Raw genomic sequence first — 20,658 nt, 5'->3', positions numbered from 1 at the left:
ATTAATATTTCTATCCTTATAAAGTTCTTAGAATTGATCTGTAAAGTAGTTGTCAGAACGAATGAAAAGGATGAACTGATATGGATAACATTATTTTACAGACTAAAAATCTCTGCAAAACCTTTAGACGGCAACAGGCGGTGAACAACGTCACACTGTCTATTCAGGAGAATTCCGTCTATGGGCTACTTGGCCCAAATGGGGCTGGAAAATCAACCACCTTGAAAATGTTAACTGGTATGCTACGTCCGACAGGCGGTGAAATTTTATTCCAAGGAAAACCCTGGTCACGAAAATATCTCGCTCAGATCGGCGCACTGATCGAATCTCCTCCACTCTATGAGAATTTGACTGCTAGAGAGAATTTAAAGGTTCGTACAACCTTGCTCGGACTACCTGATTCACGAATTGATGAAGTACTGAACATTGTTGATTTGACTCATACCGGGAAAAAACGCTCTGGCCAGTTCTCGATGGGCATGAAACAGCGGCTGGGCATTGCTATTGCGCTCCTCAACCATCCCAAACTACTAATTTTAGATGAGCCAACCAACGGACTTGACCCCATTGGCATTCAGGAGCAACGCGAGCTGATTCGCTCCTTCCCGAAGCAAGGAATTACCGTAATTCTTTCCAGTCATATTTTATCCGAAGTCGAACAAATCGTTGACCATGTCGGTATTATCGCTGGTGGCATATTAGCTTACCAAGAGGCGGTTACACCAGGACAAGACTTGGAATCGTTGTTCATGCAGATTGCACAGGAATACCGAAAAGGGGATGAGTAGGATGCAGCAATATATAGCCGCCGAGCATCTAAAATTAAAGCGTACCTTTACGAAAAAGCTGGTCTGGCTGGCCCCCATCGTTACTCTTCTTCTGTGTACCGTGCTCATGGGGGGACATATGCTCCAAAGCGCCAGCTACAATTGGTGGTATTTCATGCTGCTGCCAGGTGCGCTCACCTTAATATGCTCAGGAGTGATCCAAAAGGATGGCAAGAAGCTGAAATACCGTGCTGTCCTTGGCATGTCTGTAGATTTGGCTCAGGTATGGTACGGTAAAATCGGGGTTTGCGTAAGACTCTTAATGGTTTCCTCTATTATTTTATTTATAGGGATAACTCTTGGCGGATTCGTATTCTCAACTTCCGTGACACTAGCAGAAAGCGTCGCTGCAACTCTGATCCTCTTCATCACCTTTTTGTGGCAAGTTCCACTTTGCCTGTTCCTGACGGATCGAATAGGCATGTTTGCCACCCTAATCATCAACATGCTGGGCAACGTAGCCTGCACCGTCTTGTTCGCTACGTCTTCTGTATGGTGGGCGGTACCCTATGCTATACCAGCGCGATTGATGTGCGCCGTCATCCAAGTGCTGCCTAATGGGCTTGCCGTTCCTTCAGGAGATCCACTTTTGGATGGAGGCATAATTGTTCCCGGCCTGTTGATCACAGTATGTCTATTCATGATTCTGTCAGTGCTGACGGCCATGTCTTTCCGTAAACGGGAGGCTAAGTAAGATGATATCTTTCTTCCGCAATCTGAAATCTGACGTGCTTAAACTTCGAAGGCAGCCCTTATTGCTCGTGCAGCTGCTTGTGCCGATCTTGGGGATAGCAATTTTTCTAGCCTACTATTCCTTTACTCCGTATTCACCGATTTCGAAGATAGACGGCTATTTGCAGGTCCTGGCTGTGGTTCTTCCTACCATGATTGGTATTGTATGCTCCATTGCTGTTGAGCAGGAGTCAGTCGCTGGAAATTTCCAACACCTCTTGACCTCGTCGGTGAAGCTGTTACCTTTTTTGAGCAAGCTTAGCCTACTCCTGTGCTTGGGATTTGGCAGTGTGCTGCTTGCCTCAGGCGGCTTTGGGGCTGGCTATATATATCTTATGAAAGAGTCCCCGTATGGCTTGAAGTTTTATGTGTTGGCTGCCTGCATTCTGTTTGTGTCCAGTGTGTTCCTTTATATTCTGCATTTTTTCATTAGTTTGCGGTTCGGTAAGGGAGCTTCCATCGGCCTGGGTATTATGGAGAGTCTATTGTCCGCTTTGCTTCTTACAGGGCTGGGTGATCATAATTGGATATTCGTTCCCTCTGCTTGGGCGGCCCGGTTCATCACGATCTGGGTGCAATACGGCGTAAGCTCAGCTGATTCTATCCCTGAAGCTATACAGCTCGATTTGGGAATCAGATATTGCGTAGTAGGGACCTTAGTCATCATGGTATTATTAGGGTTATGGATTTGTCGTTGGGAAGGACAAAGTTCGTTGGAGTAAAGATTAGAGTAAAGAAAGCAAGGGATGTGAATAAAGCATGGCAAACTTGTTGGCCGTTGATGACGAACCCGCCGTTTTGGCACTCCTTCAAAATATTTTGCAGAAAGATGGCCATGTTGTCACGGTGGTCTCCGCCTCCCCACAGGTTCTCACCATGCAGCTCGGAGCATTTGATCTTATACTGCTTGACGTGATGATGCCTACCATGGACGGATTCACACTCTGCCGGGAAATTCGCAGCAAGGTAGACTGTCCGATACTGTTTCTTACCGCAAAATCCATGGAGAACGATGTGATGTTGGGGCTTGGGGATGGAGCCGACGATTATATTGTCAAACCGTTCGGCACTGGAGAGCTGCGCGCACGAATCAACGCCCATCTCAGACGGGAGAATCGTGAACGGCGTAATGTATTCTGCATCGGGGAAGTTCATTTCAATCTGTCTGGCAAGGAAATCACCGTTCAGAATGTTGTAGTCCCGTTTACCAAAAGTGAATATGAAATATGTAAGTTTCTAGCTTTGAACTGGGGGCAGGTATTCTCTAAGGAGCAGATTTACGAAGCGGTCTTCGGCTTGGATGGGGACAGCGATTCCGCCACCATTGTAGAGCATGTCAAAAATATCCGGGCCAAGCTTGGCAAAGTAGAGGTTTCTCCAGTGGAGACGGTTTGGGGGATCGGCTACCGATGGAAGTAACCAAAGTACAACAAGCACGCAAGACTACCAAATTACGAACCATTTTCCTGGGTTATTTAGTTATGTTTTGTATTGGGACGATTGCGCTCGCTCTGTTCCTGGTCCTCATCTTCTATGCCCTGATATCTTATGGGGCCATTCTTCCCGCGAACTATGCGGAGAAGCAGGTACGGGAGGACAAGTCAATCATTGAAGCGGGCAAGACCCTGCAACCGAATTCTCAGATAAAACTGTATAAGTACGCGTTGTTCACTTCGGAAGGCCGCCTCATTGAAGGAAATCTTTCTGAAAACCAGGCCCAAGCCGCTTGGAGTGTTACGCAGCAGAGCAATACTGCGTATCAATTTCCCTATAACTATGTAAAAGTTCCACATCATGATGAAATTACTGTGATGCGCTATTCTGTCTCGGCACAGTTTGAACTTCCTATCCTGCGTCAATATCTGCCGAACGCAGAATTGTCCTTTTTGGCCGTGTTCTGTATCGCCTTCCTGGGGGGAGGTGCTTTACTGGCTTCCTCCTTCGGACGAAAGCTGGCACGTAAGATGATCGGATTGCAGCAGGCTACCAAACAAATTCAAGCACAGGATTTGGACTTCTCAATCAAGTTCAGTGGCGTGATGGAGATCGATCAGGTGCTGCATTCCATGGATAAAATGAAAGAAACTTTAAAGACATCGCTTCAGAAACAGTGGAATCTCGAAAAATCCCGCCGCGAGCAAATTTCCGCTCTAGCACACGATGTCAAAACACCACTCACTATCGTTCGTGGAAACGTAGAGCTACTGTCCGAGACCGAACAGTCCGAAGAGCAAAAGAACTATACGGATTATATTGCGGAAAGCACCAGGCAGATGGAGCAGTATATTAAAACTCTCATTGACATTTCAAAAGCGGAAACACTAGTCACCCTGCGGGCGGAAACGATGGATGCTGACTTCTATTTATCGAAAGTGAAAGATCAGATAATGGCCTTGGCTGCTGTCAAAAAAATATCTGTAGCATTCGCTGCATATAACCTCCCTAAGACGCTGTATGCAGACCCAGTGCTACTTGAGCGTGCCATTATGAATGTTGCTTCTAATGCGGTGGATCAGGCGCCTGAATACAGCGAGATCCAGCTGATCGTAGAATCTGTTGAAAACTGTATTCGGTTCAGCATCGTAGACGAAGGCCCGGGCTTCTCTCCAGCAGGTCTCAAACAGGCCGCCGAGCAGTTTTATATGGGTGATTCATCCAGAAGATTGAGTGGACATTACGGTATGGGCCTGTATATAACAAAATCCATTGTCAACCTACATGGCGGACAACTGATCATCACCAACTCCACCCAGACAAGCGGCGGACAGGTAAGCATTGAGATACCAATCAGTGCATGAATCATACAAGCGAGAATCAATCCTATCGTATACCTTAATCATTCCAGGTGCGACCAAGCCTAATCAGATCGAAACTAATCTTCAAACGCTGAGTATTCAACTAACTGTAGAAGATCTTAAGCAGCTTGATATCCTTTTTAGCCAAAATAACTTGTTTACAGAGTAGCTGATTGTCAATTTATAACTCTATTAGCGGGCGCTTATAAAGCGCCCCTATTCGCATTTTACGTACACTTATTGGATAGTAGACAAAAAAGAGTTCTAAAGTTTTCACTTTAGAACTCTTTTAACAGATGCATTTATTTGGTAATCGTAATTTGTTTGGATGCAGTATTATAGTTCACCTGATACCCCGAAAGCTCGCTAATCACTCGTAATGGAACCAGCGTGTAGCCGTTAACAATAACCGGAGCTGTGATGTTTGTCGAATAACTTCGGGAGTTGTTTAACTCATATACGGCAAGGGTCGAATTCTTGACTTGAAGCACTACCTGTTTGCCGTCTGTAGGTCGATTCAGAATAATCTTTTTGGTCGATTTTTCATAATTCACCTCGTAACCTATCCGTTCACTGATAAAGCGCAGCGGGACCATCGTCGCCCCATTAATGATCCGAGGAGCCTGAGCCATCGTCGTAGCACGACCATCGACATAAGCTGATTTAGCTCCTGGTGTCAGGGTGAACGAAGATGAATAGGAGGAAACCGCATTGTTAGGATATGAAGACGTTGTACCAGAAGTGGTTGTCGTAGTAGAACTCGTCCCGGATGATGAACTACCGGTACCAATCGCTCTATTGCGAATAGCTTCTAGCCGATCCAGTAGATCGCTTTTACGGGTTCCGCTCGGCAGATCACTGATTGCATCTCTGGCAGAACGCCAGTCGGACGCATTTAGACTGTTTTCCGCAATTCGCATCAAATCTCTTGCTTTCTCATAGTTCGATGAACTAGATGAAGAAGAGTAGTAACCATCCGAATCCGTGCGTTCTGATATCTTTACACCGCTAGATTCTCTTCCATTGCTATTGACAGTCACGACCTTAATCTCATACCAGCGTCCTTCTCGCAAATCCGTGATTTTATAGGACTCAGAGCTTGTAGTCCCCTTATAATCACCATCCACATATATCTTCACCTTGTCGGCTCGACTCGGCATATCATAGGTGATTTTGATCCAGGTGTCACTTTTGCTATCTACTTCAAGATTGGACACTTCTGACGAATTGGAAGACGTACTGTCCGTTGTGGCAGTTAGTCTCACACCGGAGGACAATGTACCTGTGCTTCGCTTAGATCTTATCGTGAACGTATAGGTCTGGCTTGCCGAAAGATTGTTGAAAGTATAGGATGTTCCTGTTGAATCGGTTACCAGTTGCCCGTCCTTATACAGACTGACCGTACTAATTCCGCTAGGCCTTGTCCAGGAAACAGTAACACTATAGTTATTAACTGATGTCACTGAAGCACCTGTCACATCGGGCACGATATCGGTAGAGACCGTAGAAGTTGTAACTGGAATACTAACTCCTTGAGATATATTTCCGGATTTGTCTATCGTTTTGACCGTTACGGTATAGGCTGTGGCAGCATTCAAGACATTAAACGTGTAAGACGTGCCTGTGGTTCTTTGAATTTCTGTACCATTTAAATAGACAATCGCTTGGCTTAAGTCAGCATCCTTAGGCAATATGTAATTGATGGTAAATCCATTATATCCTACATTCGTCGCTGCCAGTCCGCTTACTTCTCCTGGTGGTGTCTTATCCACAGGACCATCAACGGAAGCCGTTTTAGCCTGTATTGTTGTACCGAGAGATTCATTTCCACTCTTATTCACCGTTTTCACGCGAAAGGTATATGTCGTGTTCGGCTGTAAACCGCTTAACATATAAGAGTTACTTCTAATGTTATCTACATACACATCGTTAGTAACACCCACCACTTTTACGTGGTCAAAATTGATGTCCGACGGATTGTTCCAGGACAAATTTACTTTTGTTGTTTCTGTAGGAACCGCTGTCAGATTGCTTACCTCTGCCGGCGCGATATTCGCAGTCACCATTTGGCTCGACATTACTTTTAGCATTTGGTTAAGATAGGTGTTCTGACCATAACCTTTGGTTAACGTAGTCACTTTCGGACCTGAAGTAACAGGCACTTGACTACCTTGAGCGGTTGCTAATTTGGTATGTAACTGTGTTGTATTTAGGCCTGTCAGATTTGAGTAATGCCTCTCAGTCGGCAACGCGCTAGCCACTGCATCGGGTGTCAAAATGCCATATCCCGTATTCAAAATCAGTGTAGCCGTTGCGAACGGAGCCATCCATTGACGCAAACGTTTTTTATTCATATTCTATGCTCTCCTTGATACCAGTATGGAAATTTTATTTGTCAAAAACTAATAAGTTAAGCTTACAAGCCCTTCTGCTGCAATTCAGCTTTTAAAATATGTACCATAATGTACACACGTTCATTTAACTGTTATCGGAATTTGCATACAAAATGTTTAGGCTTCACACCGTATTTTTACTGATAGGGGGTCGCGCATACAATAGGGATACACATTTTGACAAGTTAAATGAAATTACAATTATCGTTTCCAGGAGCGCTAAGCTGTGTGACGTTGGCATCTGCCGTAAATATTCGATATATCGTAACTTTCTACCGTTTAATAACAATGCATTATAGGATATATTAAATTTTAAGTAATAAGAGAAAGAGGTGTATTATGTTCAAAAATGCCTTTAAGATGTTTGGTGTCATTGGTAATATTGAAGCAATTTCATATCTACTGCTTGTGTGTATCGCTATGCCACTTAAATACGCAGCTGGAATACCGCAAATGGTAAGCTGGGTGGGTATGATCCATGGGGTACTGTTCGTGGCTTATGTAGTAGCGACTGTGGTCATGCTGATTATGCGGAAAATAACGCTACTGCAAAGTCTTGCTGCCTTGATTGCCTCACTTTTGCCGTTTGGCCCCTTCATTTTTGATCGTAAGGTGCTTAAGAAAGCCGAAGCACGTGCGAGTCATACCAGCCCGATAAAAGCTGCATAAGCATATACAAGGGCAAGTGCCAATACAACAACGCGGCTCTTCCCACTCATGCAGCAGTATACAAAAACAACCGATGGCTCTAAACCACTCGGTTGTTTTTGTATACGCGAATTTTAAATTGTTACTTTCCCTCGCAGTAAGGGAGACTCTAACTTTGTCATTCTTGTTGTCCCTTTCTGCTATATTTATGTAATCACAACAACTAATCTCTCGGGTAATTTACACTCATAATATCCATAAAAGGAACTTTATCCGTTTCTCCATTACTCTCTACATGAACCTTCCCTGTTCTTGGGTCCATTTTAACAATCTGTCCGCGGGTTGTTTCTGCGCGTCCCCATACGGTCAATACAACCTCGGATTGCTCTCGTTGTGCTTCTACAAGCTGATTCCCGATTTCCTCCAGTACAAATTCATCCCGAGTAGGCCGTTTGGGTACCTTCGCTTTTGCCACTTGCTATCACCCTTCCTTTCGTGCAAAATCAAAATCAAATTCATTCTATTTTACCATACTTTTCATCATTTGGTGCTGGTAATGTGAGTAAAATTACGTCTCAGAACCACAAAAAAGCCGAGTTCTCAAAAACGAGAACATCGGCTCTCTAAAGTTACTTGTTGGAGCTCATTAGGAGAGATTGAAAATTGAAGAGACAGGATTATTTGACCAACTGTGGAATGTAATCCACGATATTATAAATAGGAGCACTGCTCTGTTGCGTAACGGCCAAAATCAATGCACCTTCGAGCATCGAAATGATAAGTACCGCCAGACTGCGTGCCTTTTCCTCGTCCCAGCCCGATTCCTGAAGACGCTCCATATAGATGTGCTGCCAATCTGTAAACGTATTCACACAAGCATGACGTAGCGATTCACTAATACAGGAAGTTTCCGCAGCAGCCCAGAAGCCAATCGGCATGAAGTCGTTAAAGCCGGTACGGTCTGCCTCCTCAGCTGTATTACGAATAAAATCCTGAATGGCTAGCACTGGATTATCATTCCCGTCCAGTGTCTGTTTTAATTTTTGCTTTATAAACTCATTCCCTCTTCTTATGCACTCCAAAGCCAATTCTTCTTTACCACGCGGAAAATAATAATAAAGTGACCCTTTCGGTGATCCACTCTCCGCAAGAATCTGATTCAGTCCGGTCGCGTGATACCCCTGATGAAAAAAGAGCTTCGATGCGGTTTGTACGATATTCTCGTATGATTCGGGTTTAGCAGCCATATACAGCATCCTTCATTATTTAATATTTACAACTTATACTTTGACAAAAAAATAACAACATGTTTATTATATATAGACCGATTGTTATAATTCAACACTATTAATTTATTTGGAGGAACAAAAACAACATGAGTACAATGAGTCAAACAAGTTCACCCTCTGAACCCAAAACGTTCAAGGTGCTACCTATTATGATTGCGCTGCTCCTTAGCGGCTTTATTGGGATGTTCAGTGAAACGGCACTTAACATTGCACTGAATGATTTGATGCAGATTTTGCATATTACAACTGCAACAGCCCAATGGCTGACAACCGCTTATCTGCTTACACTTGGTATTTTAGTACCTGTATCGGGATTGCTGATTCAAACCTTTACGACAAGACAGCTGTTTGTTACATCGTTGCTGTTCTCAATAGCTGGTTGTCTCGTTGCTGCGCTTGCACCTACTTTTTCAGTGCTATTGATCGCACGTATTCTTCAGGCCATTGGCACGGCGTTGTTATTGCCATTGATGTTTAACACCATCTTGATCATTTTCCCAGCTGAAAAGAGAGGCGCGGCTATGGGGATCATCGGATTGGTCATTATGTTCGCACCGGCAGTGGGCCCTACCATTGCAGGACTGGTACTGCAAAATCTGTCTTGGCACTGGATCTTCTGGATCTCCCTTCCGTTCTTGGTTCTCTCACTGATTTGCGGTATTTTATTTATGCAAAACGTTTCAAAAACGACCAAGCCCAAAATTGATTTTTTATCTATCCTGTTATCTTCCATTGGCTTCGGCGGTGTCGTGTTCGGTTTCAGTAAATCCGGAGAAGGTGGCGAAGGTTGGGCTAGCCTGATGGTTCTGCTTCCTGTGATTGTCGGTCTGATATCGTTGATACTGTTCTCTGTACGTCAATTGAAAATGAAGCAGCCTATGTTGAATTTGCGTGTATTTAAATACCCTATGTTTGTTATTGGCGCTATTATGGTGTTCCTATGTATGATGACGATCCTTTCTACGATGCTGATTCTTCCACTCTTTTTGCAAAAGGGGCTGGCTCTGTCTGCTCTAACAGCAGGTTTAGTACTTCTGCCCGGTGGGATTATCAACGGCCTCTTGTCTCCTATTATGGGTTCATTGTTCGATAAATTCGGTCCCAAGTGGCTTGTCATTCCAGGACTTGTGATTGTAGCTGCTGTTTTGTTTTTCCTGTCCGGCATTACAACAACATCAACTCTTGTACTCATTATTGTGCTTCATAGCTGCTTGATGATCGGCATTTCCATGATTATGATGCCAGCTCAGACAAACGGCCTAAATCAGCTCCCTATGGATCTATACCCAGACGGAACAGCCATTATGAGTACGCTCCAACAAGTTGCTGGTGCAATCGGTACAGCTGTAGCGGTAAGCATTCTCTCCAAAGGTATGGAAGGCTATTTGAGCCAATCCAGTATGCCTGAATCCGTAAATGAAATGGCCAATGCCATGACAATCGGATCACAAAATTCATTTTTCTTTGCGATGATCATCAGTGTGATCGGGTTGATCCTTGCCTTTTTCATCCGCAGAGTTCATGTTGAACATGGCACTGCCAAAGCTCCCATGCACTAATTCATAATTTTCATGTGACCCCAAATTAAAAATATGTGAATAAACTTAAAGACTGCTAACCATATCACTATTGGTTAGCAGTCTTTTTGATATGAATTTACATACACATTCGTCAATTACATATTTACAAAGCACCTTCATTTGGTTACGATATGATTTATGAGTTAAAGCGTAAAAATTACGATTACTATTAAGGAGGACTCCCTGTTGTTTAACCGTTCTTATTTTAAACTATTTATACCTGCGGTAATGGCGGTGATGATGGCAGCCTGCGCTTCATCTCCGTCAGCTTCACCCTCTCCATCTGCTGCACCACAAGATAAAAGTGTCACCTTATTGTTCAACGTGCAAAGCCCTACTATAGACCCCCATTCAGATGTAAATTACACAGCTGTTCGTGCTGGAGTAAGTGAAACACTGATCAAAGTGAACAAGGATCTTAAGCTGGAAGCTTGGCTTGCAGACAAATGGAACAGCAAGGACGGACAGCACTGGACCTTCAACATCCGATCAGGTGTGAACTTCCACAGCGGTAAAACCGTCAATGCTGCTGCTGTCAAAGCCTCTTTGGAAAGAGCGTTAAAGCTCAATCCATCGGTCAAAAATGCGCTACATATCCGTGATATTCATGCGGATGGACAGATTTTGACCATTACGACAGACAAGCCTTTCCCAGAATTTGTGTCTGAGCTGGTTCATCCGAATACGGCTATTATAGACACCACAGCTACAGGTGACCTCCCATCTGGGACGGGACCGTTCAAGGTTGCCAGCTTCCGTGCTGGAAGTGAACTGAATTTAGATCGCAATGAACAATATTGGAACGGTGAAGTAAAGTTGAAGCATGCCAAATTCATGTTTAACGAAGACGCCAATGCACGTCAGCTTGCTTTTCAAGCCAAAACTGCTGATATTGTGTATCGCCCGCCAATTGAAAGCCTGGAGCTATTGAAAGCTGATTCTACTGTTAAGGTTGACTCACTTCCTAGTTTGCGAACGCATCAACTTATTTACAATATGAACAATAACGATCTGAAAAAGACGGCTGTGCGTAAGGCATTCGATAACCTGATCAACCGTGATGAGATTGCCAGCGGTATTATGTCCGGCCAGGGAACCCCTGCTCAAGGGCCGTTCTTGCCCGACTTTCCATTTTCGCCGGAATATATTACGAAAAAATTTGATTTAAATGCTGCACGAGAAGGCTTCAAGCAAGCTGGATATACAGTGCAGAACGGAAAAGTTGCAACCCCTGACGGCAAGCCGCTTCAACTTACATTACTAACTTACCAGTCGAGAGCGGAACTTCCACTCATTTCCCAGCTGATTCAGGCTAATGCTAAAGAACTTGGCATTACGATTGATATCCGTCAGGTTGATAATATTGACGAATATCTTACCGCTCATCAGGATTGGGATTTAGCGACTTATAGTAGCATTACAGCCCCGCGCGGCGATGCAAGCTATTTTCTAAATGCGGCTTACATGCCTGAAGGAGCACTAAATTATGGGCGTGTGCATGTACCGGAACTCGCGAGTATGATTTCACAGCTGAACACAACCGTGAATGAGGAACAACGCAACAAGCTGGCGCTGAAAGCTGTCACACTGATTGACCAAGAAAATCTGCAATCCTTTCTGGTCCATCCAAACAACGTAGTGGCCTATCGCGATTACGTACATAACTGGGTAACTAGCCAAAGTGAATATTACTTGCTAACCCAGGACCTGGATGTGAACTAGCATGTTCAAATCCATGGCCAAAAAGTTTCTTGAACTAGTTTTGTTCTTTCTTATTCTTTCCTTTGTGAGCTTCTGTCTGCTTAAGCTTGTTCCGGGCGATCCCGTCCGGAGCATTCTCCGAGTCGATGATGTAGCTGTGTCCAATCAGCAAATTACGGATATGCGCAGCCAACTAGGGCTGGACCAACCATTACCTGTGCAATATGGTAAGTGGCTGGTTCAGTTGCTTCAGTTTGATTTTGGACAATCTTATTTAACCCATCGTCCGGTATTCACAGAGTTTATGGAAAAACTGCCTTATACGCTGCTGCTGACCGGAGGCTCTCTGTTCATTTTGCTGCTAATAGCTCTACCCTTGGGAACGATGGCTGCGCTCTACCGTAACCGCTGGATTGACAGCGCCAGTCGTGTGTTTGCCTTAATCGGCTCCTCGATTCCCAGCTTTTGGCTGGGGCTTTTGTTTATCGAATGGTTTGCAGTTAAATTGCGCATTTTGCCGTCTATGGGCGAAGGAACCGCTTTTCATTTGGTACTCCCTTCTCTTACCTTGGGATTAGCAATGGCGGCCGTTTATGTACGAATGATTCGCGCAAGTCTGATTGAAAGCTCGGGGCAAGACTTTATCAAAGCGGCGCAAGCGCGTGGCATCAGCCCCATCCGCATTTTTTTCAGACACATGCTCCGTCACAGTCTAGTTCCACTCATTACGGTATTCAGTGAGAGTATAGGTAGCCTACTGGGAGGCACAGTCGTGATTGAAGTGCTATTCGCCTATCCGGGGCTGGGAAAATGGATTGTGGATGCCATTGCTGCAAGGGATTACCCCATAATTCAGGGCTATACCGTATTTATGGCTGGATTCATTGTATGTATCAATATTTTGGTAGAGCTGTCCTACCGTTGGGTCAATCCTGAAATCGCTTTGAAGGAGAAACGTTTATCATGATAAAATCCGTACATGCGGAAAACGGGCAGCTCACTAGAACGCGATTGTCCAAAACATGGATCGTGTCGCTCTCCATCCTGCTCATTCTTTCAGCAATTACAGTCGTTCCGTTTCTTGCACCGCAAGATCCGTATCGTATCCAGATGGGGAATCGACTACAATCGATCAGCGCTACGCACTGGCTGGGAACGGATCATTTGGGCAGAGATGTACTATCGAGAGTCATAGCTGGACTTCGGACGACTGTCGGAACCAGTTTGTTGATTTTGGCCGTTTCGCTGGTTGTCGGGGTCCCTCTTGGTCTGCTTTCAGGATTTATTGGAGGCTGGATGGATCGTGTATTCAAGCGGGTGGTCGATGCCTTCATGACATTACCAGATTATATTTTTGCCATTGTGCTGAGCGGTTTGCTCGGACCAGGCTTAGTAAATCTTATTTTCGCGGTAACTGCGGTAAAATGGGTTGGTTATGCACGCCTGGTGCGTAGTACCGTGCTGGCAGAAAAGCAAAAGGATTACATTTCGTTATCCATACTGGCGGGTACCTCCTCCCTGCGGATTGTCATGCGACATATTCTCCCCCATGCAATAGGGAATGTTCTTGTGCTGGCTACGCTGGATGTCGGCAAAATTATTTTAATGATTGCCTCCCTATCTTTTTTGGGCTTAGGTCCACAGCCACCAATTCCGGAATGGGGTACTATGTTGAATGAAGGACGAGCGTATTTTCAAATGGCTCCCCACCTGATGCTGGTTCCTGGGATAGCTGTCGTGCTAACCGTGCTACTAGCAAACGTATTTGGAGATAAACTACGCGACCGTTATGATGTTAAAACCCGGACAGAGGAGTGAATTGGCACATGCTGACTATTGAAGGCTTAACGATTCGGACCAATGTAAAAACGATTGTAGAGCAACTGGAGCTTGCCGTTCGTCCGGGGGAATGGTGTGCTCTTGCCGGCGAAAGTGGTAGCGGCAAAAGCATGACGGCGTTCGCTATCGGCGGCCTTCTCCCCTCTTCTGTTACAGCGGAAGGTATCATTGCGTGGAAGGACAATAATTTACTAGATCTACCCGCTAAACAAAGGCGCTCTTTGCTTGGCAGTGAAATATCCTACATTTTTCAAGACTACCACGGGGCTTTCACCCCCTTTCTGCGTGTAGGCAGCCAACTGGACGAGCTGATGCGCGCCCATGGCAAGCAAGATCGCAAGGCGCGCAAGCAGCGCTGTATCGAGGTGCTGGAGCGCGTACAGCTTCCCGCCGAGCGTGTGTACCGCAGCTATCCGTTCCAACTCAGCGGCGGTCAATTGCAACGGGTAGCTATTGCGGCTGCACTACTACTGGAGCCGAAGTTACTTATTGCCGACGAGCCCACAACGGCGCTGGATACGCTCACAGCTCATCGGGTGCTGCAGCTCATTGACCAAATCCGGACGGAAACGGGTATTTCCGTCTTGTGGATCACTCACGATCTGCGTCATGTACGCAAGTATGCAGATCGAATCGCAGTGATGCGCGAAGGTTCACTGGTTGAAATAGGTGAAACGCAAGCGGTGCTGAACCATCCGGACCACCCGTATACTCGTCGTCTATTGGCAGCTATTCCGCCGCTGTCTCCGGGCGCTCCAGCACGTTTACCTTACAACAGCACTGAAGAACAGGACGCAATGGAAAGGAGCGCTGCACATGAATAATCAAGCCGCCTGCGCTCAGCGGCAAGACACGTCTAATCCTGTCGTGACCGTCTCCGGTTTGACGAAGGCTTACACTGGAGGCAAAACGGTGCTGCAAAATGTTGCTCTGTCGATCTCCCCTCGAGAATGTCTGGGCATTGTCGGGGAAAGCGGCAGTGGGAAAAGCACACTCGCTCGCTGTATATTGACATTGGACCCATTTGATCAAGGTGAGCTTAGACTAGATGGGCAGTCTATCCGGGGATTAAAGCGGAGCGAGTTAAAACGGATTCGCAGCAGGCTGGGTGCAGTTTTTCAACATCCATCTGCGGCTTTGAACCCCAGACTAACCATCCTGCAATCCCTGCTGGAGCCACTGGACCAGCTTAAGTACTATGTTCCTTCTTTTATGACGGGTATGTCCTCAGAACGTCGGGATATAGCAGAACATTTGCTTGATATGGTAAAGCTTCCAGCCAGCTATCTGGACAAGTTTCCACATCAGCTTAGCGGTGGGGAAAAGCAGCGTGTAACCATCGCACGTGCCATCAGCACAGAGCCGGATTTTATCGTATTGGACGAGCCAACAGCAAGTCTGGATGTGACCACACAAGCCACCGTTTTAAATCTGCTCAAGGATTTGCAGGATGAGCTAGGATTGGCTTATCTGTTTATCTCACATGATCTGGCGGCTGTGCACTTTATGAGTGATCGAATCATGGTCATGAAAGAAGGCAGTGTGCTTGAGCATTTTCCCAAGGAAGCATTATTTCATTCGGATCGCCATCCCTACACACAATCATTACTGGAGGTTTTTTCAACATGTTGCCTTCCCACCGAGCCTATCTTGCTTTAGCTATCCCTTTAATTATTTCGACGATTACAACCCCGCTACTCGGTGCGGTGGATACAGCTGTAATCGGTCATTTGAGCGATTCCGCGTATTTAGGCGGTGTAGCGGTGGGCACTCTTATTTTCAATACTTTATATTGGCTGTTTGGCTTCCTGCGAGTCAGCACATCAGCTTTCACGGCCCAAGCCGCGGGGGCACAAAATAACGACCAGGGCATAGCTGCTCTCATGCGCCCACTGGCCATTGCTTTACTCATTGGTGCGGTATTCATTGTGTTACAAAAGCCCATTCTGTTAGCTTCTCTGCAGCTAATCCATCCAGCTCAGGATGTGGCAGCGCAGGCAGCAATTTATTTTAACATTCGTATCTGGGGAGCCCCTCTTACATTGGTGAACTATGTGCTGCTCGGCTGGCTGATGGGATTATCCCGTGTGAAGGCTACATTATTTTTGCAAATTACAATGAACGTAATCAATATGGTATTAGCTATTGTATTTACACAGATGATGCATTGGAATGTCACTGGTGTTGCAAGCGCTACTCTGATTGCGGAGGCTCTTGCATGTATATTGGGTCTCGTTCTGGTGTTCCGCTCATCGATTTGGAGAGAATGGAAGCAAAGCGGACAGATGAATTGGCGAGGATGGTTTGGAGCTTCAGAGTTGAAAAGTGTCATGGCAACAAACCTTGATCTTATGATCCGTACAGCCTGTCTGCTGACGATGTTTAATCTGTTTACGGCGCGCAGTGCGAGCTTTGGAACCGATCAATTGGCGGCAAACGCTATTTTGTTGCAGATCCATTACATTATGGCTTACTTTTTTGATGGGTTCGCCAACGCTAGTAGCATCATGACAGGTCAGGCTCGGGGTGCCGGGAATCGTAAAATGCTGCAAAGGGTTATTCACTTGTCCTGGTTCTGGACACTGGTGACCAGCGTAGTGACAGGAGGATTGTATTTCGCACTGAAAGAGCCGCTTATCTCACTATTTACGGACAATGCTACAGTGATTAGCCTTACAGGCCCTTATAATGGGTGGCTTGTGGTCTTTCCACTGGCAGCCGGGCTGGGACTGGTATTCTACGGTGTGTTTACGGGGATGACGGTAACGTATCCGATCCGCAATTCGATGCTGATTTCATTGCTCTGCTTTTTGATCGCTCTCTTCTGGTGCGTTCCCCATTATGGGAATCACGGACTTTGGCTATCCTTTATCGTATTTGCACTAGGACGGTCACTGTTTCTTGTAATCTATTTACCTCGCTTGCAGAGGATATAGCAGCACCTGATTTACATCGCTCTCAAAAACAAAGGATGTCCCATCCACCATGTACGTGGTGTTGGGACATCCTTTTATTATTTATTCATACGGCTTTCAGGTTAGGAGTTTGCAGATACCTCTACTCGCCTTGAGGAACGGTCAAGCCTAAACCTTCGGCTACACGGCGTCCGTATTCAGGATCAGCTTTGTAGAAATGTCCGATCTGACGCAGTTTGATTTCATCACTTTCTACGGGCTTCATCGCATTTACGATGTTTCGGACCAGGCGTGCACGCTCTTCTTCACTGAGCAAGCGGTATAGGTCGCCCGGTTGTGTGTAGTGATCATGATGATCGTAGGCTACACTTTGAGCTTCGCCAGACACTTCAAAAGGAGCCATTTTGTGCGCAGGTGATTCTTTGGGTCCACCGAGACTATTAGGCTCGTAATAGACAGATCCTCCGCCATTGCTGTCACTGCGCAATGCACCATCGCGTTGGTAGTTGTGAACTTCCGCATGCGGACGGTTGATCGGCAACGAATTATGATTTGCACCTACACGGTAGCGATGTGCATCGCCGTAGGCAAACAGGCGTCCTTGCAACATTTTATCCGGGGATGCCTCAATACCAGGAACAAATGAACCCGGGGAGAATGTCGCCTGCTCTACCTCAGCAAAATAGTTCTCAGGATTGCGATCCAGCACCATGCGTCCAACCTCGATCAGCGGGTAATCCTTTTGAGACCATACTTTTGTCACATCAAATGGATCAAAGCGATACGTATCTGCATCTTCTACCGGCATAATCTGCACATGAAGTTTCCATGCAGGAAAATCACCTTTTTTGATGGCATTAAACAAATCTTCTGTATGATAATCCGGATTTTCACCAGCAATTTTCGCAGCCAAATCCACATCAAGATTTTGCACACCTTGCTCTGTTTTAAAATGATATTTCACCCATACTGCCTGTCCTTCGGCATTTACCCACTTGAACGTGTGACTACCGAAACCATGCATATGTCTAAGAGTAGCTGGAATACCGCGGTCAGACATTAGAATACTTACCTGATGCAGCGATTCAGGAGATAAGGACCAGAAATCCCAGACCGCATTCGGGTTTTTCAGATGGGTTTGGGGATGACGTTTTTGCGTATGAATAAAGTCAGGAAATTTAATGGCATCCCGAATAAAAAACACAGGTGTATTATTGCCCACGAGATCATAGTTACCTTCTTCTGTATAAAACTTCACCGCAAAACCACGCGGGTCGCGTACAGTATCGGACGAGCCCAGCTCACCCGCCACAGTAGAAAAACGGATAAACATCGGTGTACGCTTGCCCACTTCAGACAAGAAGCTTGCTTTTGTATATGCAGACAAATCATTAGTGACTTCAAAATATCCGTGCGCCCCTGCACCTTTTGCATGAACGACACGTTCCGGCACACGCTCCCGGTTAAAATGCGCCAGCTTCTCCAGCAGATGCACATCCTGAATTAGTGTGGGACCCCGTGAGCCTGCTGTGATCGAATTTTGATTATCTCCAACAGGAGCGCCCCAGCTTGTAGTCAGGTTCGTTGGTTGGTTACTCATGATTGAAATCACCTCTTGAATGAATTGGTTAACTATGTGCCTTTCACTATAAATTGTACACAAACAAAAATCAATACTTTTTTATAATTATTATAATCTAGGATTTAGAATTAGTTTAAAATCACAAATAAAAAAGCAAGCCCCATAAGGCTTGCCGTAAATGCAGTACTGTATTTATTCACCAATATATATGTTTCATTTTTACTTTCTATAATGATTACTTTGATCACTTCTCGAAGTTTTACCATTGAGGCTTTCAGATAATATTCATGTAGAATTCATCATAAAATCATAATAGCAGCTGCTTCCTATCAAGAAAATCCAAGATATCCTCAACTGACTGGATTACCTCCCGGCCTTCTGTGGATACGATTAGATCCGGTTCCAGCGGTGCTTCATAAGGAGCATCAATCCCCGTAAAATGATGAATTTCTCCGGCGCGCGCTTTCTTGTACATTCCTTTTGGATCGCGTCGCTCACATTCCTCCAGGCTGCACTGTATATATATCTCATAGCAACCTTCTTGCTTTAAAATCTCCTTTACCATTTCACGATCTTCACGATAAGGGGAAATGGTGGCGCAAATGGTTAGGACACCCGCATGTGCCATTAGCTTTGCAACTTCAGCAATACGACGAATATTTTCTTTACGGTCAGCGGGTAAGAAACCTAGATTCCGATTTAAACCATGCCGAACATTATCCCCATCCAAAATAAACGTGTGTATGCCTCGTGCATATAACGCTTTTTCAAGTGTGGAGGATACCGTTGATTTTCCCGAACCAGACAGCCCTGTAAACCAAAGCACCGGACTTTTATGGCCATTCAAAAGCTGACGCGCTTGCTTATCAATATCGGACACATGCCAGGTTATATTCGAAGATGGTTCCATTCAGCACCTTCCTTTTTCATGAGATATTATAGTAAACGATTTAATGCACTGCCTTTACTTCAAGAAAGAACATTTTTAAAGCTGTTTAAAGTACGTTGGTCTGCTTTGTGATCCAACACTGCAAAAACAATCCGGTCAAACAGCAAACCATATCCTTCATCTACAATTACTTGCTTGAACCAGAGGGCAACCTCTTCCGGCTTATTGCGAAATACCCCGCAACCATAGGCTCCCAGCACAAGATGTTCTACGTCGTTTTGCTTAGCCATTCCAAGAATGTAACGGATTCGCTCCATCATCACTTCACCAATCCGATTCACCTGCTCTGGCTCCCGTTCTCGCACCACTCCAGCATTTACAGCAGGTGCGGTCAGGAAATCGACTTGATACGGCTTCTCCAACAATGTTCCCTGATCATCCCGAAATACCGGAACTTCAGGCGAATAAATCATATAATCTGAATAAAAACAGCTCCGCAGCTTCCGATTATGTCCATACATCTCTTCCATTTGTGAAATGCAAGGATACAACGCTGACGAACGAGCCAAGCTTTCCTCTTGAGCCTGGCTGCCTCCGAGAAATCCACCTCCCGGGTTTTTGGCTGATGCAAAATTCAAACACGCCACGTGGGTCAGCTTCTCCTCTACCTGGAGTCTGTATGCCGCCTGTAACGTGCTTTCTCCCGTAACCTCCAATTTTGCAATGATCCTCTGTTCGTCTATGCGGGAAGAAGGCTCCAATATACTTTTTATTCTTTGCTCTGCCTCTTGTTTTACAGTTACCAGCTGAGAAGGTGTATATAACTTCGAGCCTGTGACCGCATTCCCTATGTCATTTGTCATATTTACTTGAGCCTGTTTGTTATTCGTATAATACCCATGTTCCAAAATGGATAGTGTTTCCTGCGCCATACTCGATCGGGCATCTCGGTTGCTCCGAGAATTCATTGTATTTTTCATGATGACCATTCCTCCTTTTGCAATACATCCTCACGTAAATTCGTCAATATTTCTCCTAGCCAGTTCGTGCCACGCCATAGCTTGCGGTTCCGTATACGAGCATCGTTCTCAGCTAAGCCTACACCCCAAATGGTGTCGGTTGGACTAGCCTCAACCAGAGTGGTTCCTTTCGTTTTAAGCAGGTGCTTGAGCAAATTCGGATTTTGTGTAAACTTGGCGTAATTACCGTCATACACAAATTGCCGGCAATTGGCCTCCCACAAGGATTGGTCAAATCCGCGCACACTGCGGCCGCGGGCTTTTTGTTCCCTTGGAGTAGGGGCTTGCATAATTTTCAAGGCCGCCTCTTCATCCCCAAAAAGCTGTGCTTTTTTCAACATCATATATTGCTCGGCACAGTTAAACTCCATTCCATCCACGACAAAATCAGAAGGATACCATTGCGAAAACGGCGAATGACTGCGATAAAAAAACGTAAACTTTTCCAT

Annotated in this window: 20 protein-coding genes; 13 read left to right on the top strand and 7 right to left on the bottom strand. The window is 45.4% G+C overall.

The window, feature by feature from the left end:
• The first annotated feature begins 80 nt into the window (after positions 1-80).
• From JOD82_RS02605 to JOD82_RS02585, 5 genes are read left to right on the top strand one after another with little or no spacing between them, the layout of a single operon-like run.
• Positions 81-788 (top strand): lantibiotic protection ABC transporter ATP-binding protein, encoded by a 708-nt coding sequence (locus JOD82_RS02605; protein ID WP_069011825.1) that lies wholly within the window; start codon positions 81-83, stop codon positions 786-788.
• 1 nt (position 789) lies between these two features.
• Positions 790-1,521, top strand: a complete 732-nt coding sequence (locus JOD82_RS02600) for a lantibiotic immunity ABC transporter MutE/EpiE family permease subunit (RefSeq protein ID WP_165146497.1) — start codon at positions 790-792, stop codon at positions 1,519-1,521.
• 1 nt (position 1,522) lies between these two features.
• Entirely contained in the window at positions 1,523-2,281 is a 759-nt protein-coding gene (locus tag JOD82_RS02595; RefSeq protein WP_209947485.1) for a lantibiotic immunity ABC transporter MutG family permease subunit, read from the top strand.
• 37 nt (positions 2,282-2,318) lie between these two features.
• On the top strand, positions 2,319-2,978 hold the full coding sequence (locus tag JOD82_RS02590; protein WP_029515155.1) for a response regulator transcription factor: 660 nt from the start codon (positions 2,319-2,321) through the stop codon (positions 2,976-2,978).
• The gene (locus JOD82_RS02585) at positions 2,969-4,357 is read left to right on the top strand and encodes a HAMP domain-containing sensor histidine kinase (RefSeq protein WP_209947483.1); all 1,389 of its coding nucleotides are present in this window, start codon (positions 2,969-2,971) and stop codon (positions 4,355-4,357) included. The genes JOD82_RS02590 and JOD82_RS02585 overlap by 10 nt, the downstream gene beginning before the upstream one ends.
• A gap of 299 nt (positions 4,358-4,656) precedes the next feature.
• Here the strand turns inward: JOD82_RS02585 and JOD82_RS02580 are convergent, their stop codons facing one another.
• Entirely contained in the window at positions 4,657-6,708 is a 2,052-nt protein-coding gene (locus JOD82_RS02580) for a fibronectin type III domain-containing protein (protein WP_029515153.1), read from the bottom strand.
• Positions 6,709-7,086: 378 nt separating this feature from the next.
• Between JOD82_RS02580 and JOD82_RS02575 the strand changes: the two genes are divergently transcribed.
• The gene (locus tag JOD82_RS02575; RefSeq protein ID WP_069011816.1) at positions 7,087-7,416 is read left to right on the top strand and encodes a DUF3817 domain-containing protein; all 330 of its coding nucleotides are present in this window, start codon (positions 7,087-7,089) and stop codon (positions 7,414-7,416) included.
• Positions 7,417-7,618: 202 nt separating this feature from the next.
• On the opposite strand, the gene JOD82_RS02570 is transcribed toward JOD82_RS02575, so the two are convergent.
• A complete protein-coding gene (locus tag JOD82_RS02570; RefSeq protein ID WP_029515150.1) occupies positions 7,619-7,870 on the bottom strand; it encodes a YolD-like family protein in 252 nt (83 codons plus the stop codon).
• Between the two features lie 202 nt (positions 7,871-8,072).
• Positions 8,073-8,642, bottom strand: coding sequence for a TetR/AcrR family transcriptional regulator (locus tag JOD82_RS02565; protein WP_029515149.1), 570 nt, complete (start codon positions 8,640-8,642; stop codon positions 8,073-8,075).
• Between the two features lie 137 nt (positions 8,643-8,779).
• Between JOD82_RS02565 and JOD82_RS02560 the strand changes: the two genes are divergently transcribed.
• The 7 genes from JOD82_RS02560 to JOD82_RS02530 all read left to right on the top strand — a co-directional run bounded on the left by JOD82_RS02560 (position 8,780) and on the right by JOD82_RS02530 (position 16,740).
• Positions 8,780-10,243, top strand: coding sequence for a DHA2 family efflux MFS transporter permease subunit (locus JOD82_RS02560; protein WP_209947532.1), 1,464 nt, complete (start codon positions 8,780-8,782; stop codon positions 10,241-10,243).
• A 207-nt stretch (positions 10,244-10,450) separates the two neighbouring features.
• On the top strand, positions 10,451-11,986 hold the full coding sequence (gene nikA, locus JOD82_RS02555; protein ID WP_209947481.1) for a nickel ABC transporter substrate-binding protein: 1,536 nt from the start codon (positions 10,451-10,453) through the stop codon (positions 11,984-11,986).
• A 1-nt stretch (position 11,987) separates the two neighbouring features.
• Positions 11,988-12,932, top strand: coding sequence for a nickel ABC transporter permease (gene nikB / locus JOD82_RS02550; RefSeq protein ID WP_069011814.1), 945 nt, complete (start codon positions 11,988-11,990; stop codon positions 12,930-12,932).
• Positions 12,929-13,783, top strand: coding sequence for a nickel transporter permease (gene nikC, locus JOD82_RS02545; RefSeq protein WP_039273117.1), 855 nt, complete (start codon positions 12,929-12,931; stop codon positions 13,781-13,783). The genes nikB and nikC overlap by 4 nt, the downstream gene beginning before the upstream one ends.
• 8 nt (positions 13,784-13,791) lie before the next feature.
• The gene (locus tag JOD82_RS02540) at positions 13,792-14,628 is read left to right on the top strand and encodes an ABC transporter ATP-binding protein (protein WP_069011813.1); all 837 of its coding nucleotides are present in this window, start codon (positions 13,792-13,794) and stop codon (positions 14,626-14,628) included.
• The gene (locus JOD82_RS02535) at positions 14,621-15,463 is read left to right on the top strand and encodes an ABC transporter ATP-binding protein (protein WP_069011811.1); all 843 of its coding nucleotides are present in this window, start codon (positions 14,621-14,623) and stop codon (positions 15,461-15,463) included. The genes JOD82_RS02540 and JOD82_RS02535 overlap by 8 nt, the downstream gene beginning before the upstream one ends.
• Entirely contained in the window at positions 15,430-16,740 is a 1,311-nt protein-coding gene (locus JOD82_RS02530; RefSeq protein ID WP_069011809.1) for an MATE family efflux transporter, read from the top strand. Before JOD82_RS02535 ends, JOD82_RS02530 begins: the two co-directional genes overlap by 34 nt.
• Before the next feature lie 121 nt (positions 16,741-16,861).
• Here JOD82_RS02530 and katA read toward each other — a convergent pair whose 3' ends face one another.
• The 4 genes from katA to JOD82_RS02510 all read right to left on the bottom strand — a co-directional run bounded on the left by katA (position 16,862) and on the right by JOD82_RS02510 (position 20,658).
• Positions 16,862-18,319, bottom strand: coding sequence for a catalase KatA (gene katA / locus JOD82_RS02525; RefSeq protein ID WP_209947479.1), 1,458 nt, complete (start codon positions 18,317-18,319; stop codon positions 16,862-16,864).
• Positions 18,320-18,608: 289 nt separating this feature from the next.
• Complete coding sequence (gene cysC / locus JOD82_RS02520; RefSeq protein WP_209947477.1) at positions 18,609-19,211, bottom strand: adenylyl-sulfate kinase; 603 nt, start codon at positions 19,209-19,211, stop codon at positions 18,609-18,611.
• Between the two features lie 59 nt (positions 19,212-19,270).
• Entirely contained in the window at positions 19,271-20,170 is a 900-nt protein-coding gene (locus JOD82_RS02515; RefSeq protein ID WP_069011805.1) for a TIGR02452 family protein, read from the bottom strand.
• Positions 20,167-20,658, bottom strand: a complete 492-nt coding sequence (locus JOD82_RS02510) for a riboflavin biosynthesis intermediates N-glycosidase (protein WP_039273133.1) — start codon at positions 20,656-20,658, stop codon at positions 20,167-20,169. The genes JOD82_RS02515 and JOD82_RS02510 overlap by 4 nt, the downstream gene beginning before the upstream one ends.

The organism is Paenibacillus sp. 1182 (genome assembly GCF_017833915.1).
In the GTDB taxonomy this organism is placed as follows: Bacteria; Bacillota; Bacilli; order Paenibacillales; family Paenibacillaceae; genus Paenibacillus; species Paenibacillus polymyxa_D.
The sequence above is the reverse complement of the archived record's forward strand: the minus strand, read 5'-3'. Positions and strand labels throughout refer to the sequence as shown.

Excerpts from the sequence above, each read along its gene's own strand:
- JOD82_RS02585 (WP_209947483.1), top strand. The coding sequence starts at position 2,969 with ATGGAAGTAACCAAAGTACAACAAGCACGCAAGACTACCAAATTACGA.
- cysC (WP_209947477.1), bottom strand. The coding sequence starts at position 19,211 with ATGGAACCATCTTCGAATATAACCTGGCATGTGTCCGATATTGATAAG.
- JOD82_RS02515 (WP_069011805.1), bottom strand. The coding sequence starts at position 20,170 with ATGAAAAATACAATGAATTCTCGGAGCAACCGAGATGCCCGATCGAGT.
- JOD82_RS02580 (WP_029515153.1), bottom strand. The coding sequence starts at position 6,708 with ATGAATAAAAAACGTTTGCGTCAATGGATGGCTCCGTTCGCAACGGCT.
- JOD82_RS02565 (WP_029515149.1), bottom strand. The coding sequence starts at position 8,642 with ATGGCTGCTAAACCCGAATCATACGAGAATATCGTACAAACCGCATCG.
- JOD82_RS02535 (WP_069011811.1), top strand. The coding sequence starts at position 14,621 with ATGAATAATCAAGCCGCCTGCGCTCAGCGGCAAGACACGTCTAATCCT.
- JOD82_RS02540 (WP_069011813.1), top strand. The coding sequence starts at position 13,792 with ATGCTGACTATTGAAGGCTTAACGATTCGGACCAATGTAAAAACGATT.
- JOD82_RS02605 (WP_069011825.1), top strand. The coding sequence starts at position 81 with ATGGATAACATTATTTTACAGACTAAAAATCTCTGCAAAACCTTTAGA.
- JOD82_RS02510 (WP_039273133.1), bottom strand. The coding sequence starts at position 20,658 with ATGGAAAAGTTTACGTTTTTTTATCGCAGTCATTCGCCGTTTTCGCAA.
- nikC (WP_039273117.1), top strand. The coding sequence starts at position 12,929 with ATGATAAAATCCGTACATGCGGAAAACGGGCAGCTCACTAGAACGCGA.
- JOD82_RS02590 (WP_029515155.1), top strand. The coding sequence starts at position 2,319 with ATGGCAAACTTGTTGGCCGTTGATGACGAACCCGCCGTTTTGGCACTC.
- katA (WP_209947479.1), bottom strand. The coding sequence starts at position 18,319 with ATGAGTAACCAACCAACGAACCTGACTACAAGCTGGGGCGCTCCTGTT.
- nikB (WP_069011814.1), top strand. The coding sequence starts at position 11,988 with ATGTTCAAATCCATGGCCAAAAAGTTTCTTGAACTAGTTTTGTTCTTT.
- JOD82_RS02575 (WP_069011816.1), top strand. The coding sequence starts at position 7,087 with ATGTTCAAAAATGCCTTTAAGATGTTTGGTGTCATTGGTAATATTGAA.
- JOD82_RS02600 (WP_165146497.1), top strand. The coding sequence starts at position 790 with ATGCAGCAATATATAGCCGCCGAGCATCTAAAATTAAAGCGTACCTTT.
- JOD82_RS02530 (WP_069011809.1), top strand. The coding sequence starts at position 15,430 with ATGTTGCCTTCCCACCGAGCCTATCTTGCTTTAGCTATCCCTTTAATT.
- JOD82_RS02560 (WP_209947532.1), top strand. The coding sequence starts at position 8,780 with ATGAGTCAAACAAGTTCACCCTCTGAACCCAAAACGTTCAAGGTGCTA.
- JOD82_RS02595 (WP_209947485.1), top strand. The coding sequence starts at position 1,523 with ATGATATCTTTCTTCCGCAATCTGAAATCTGACGTGCTTAAACTTCGA.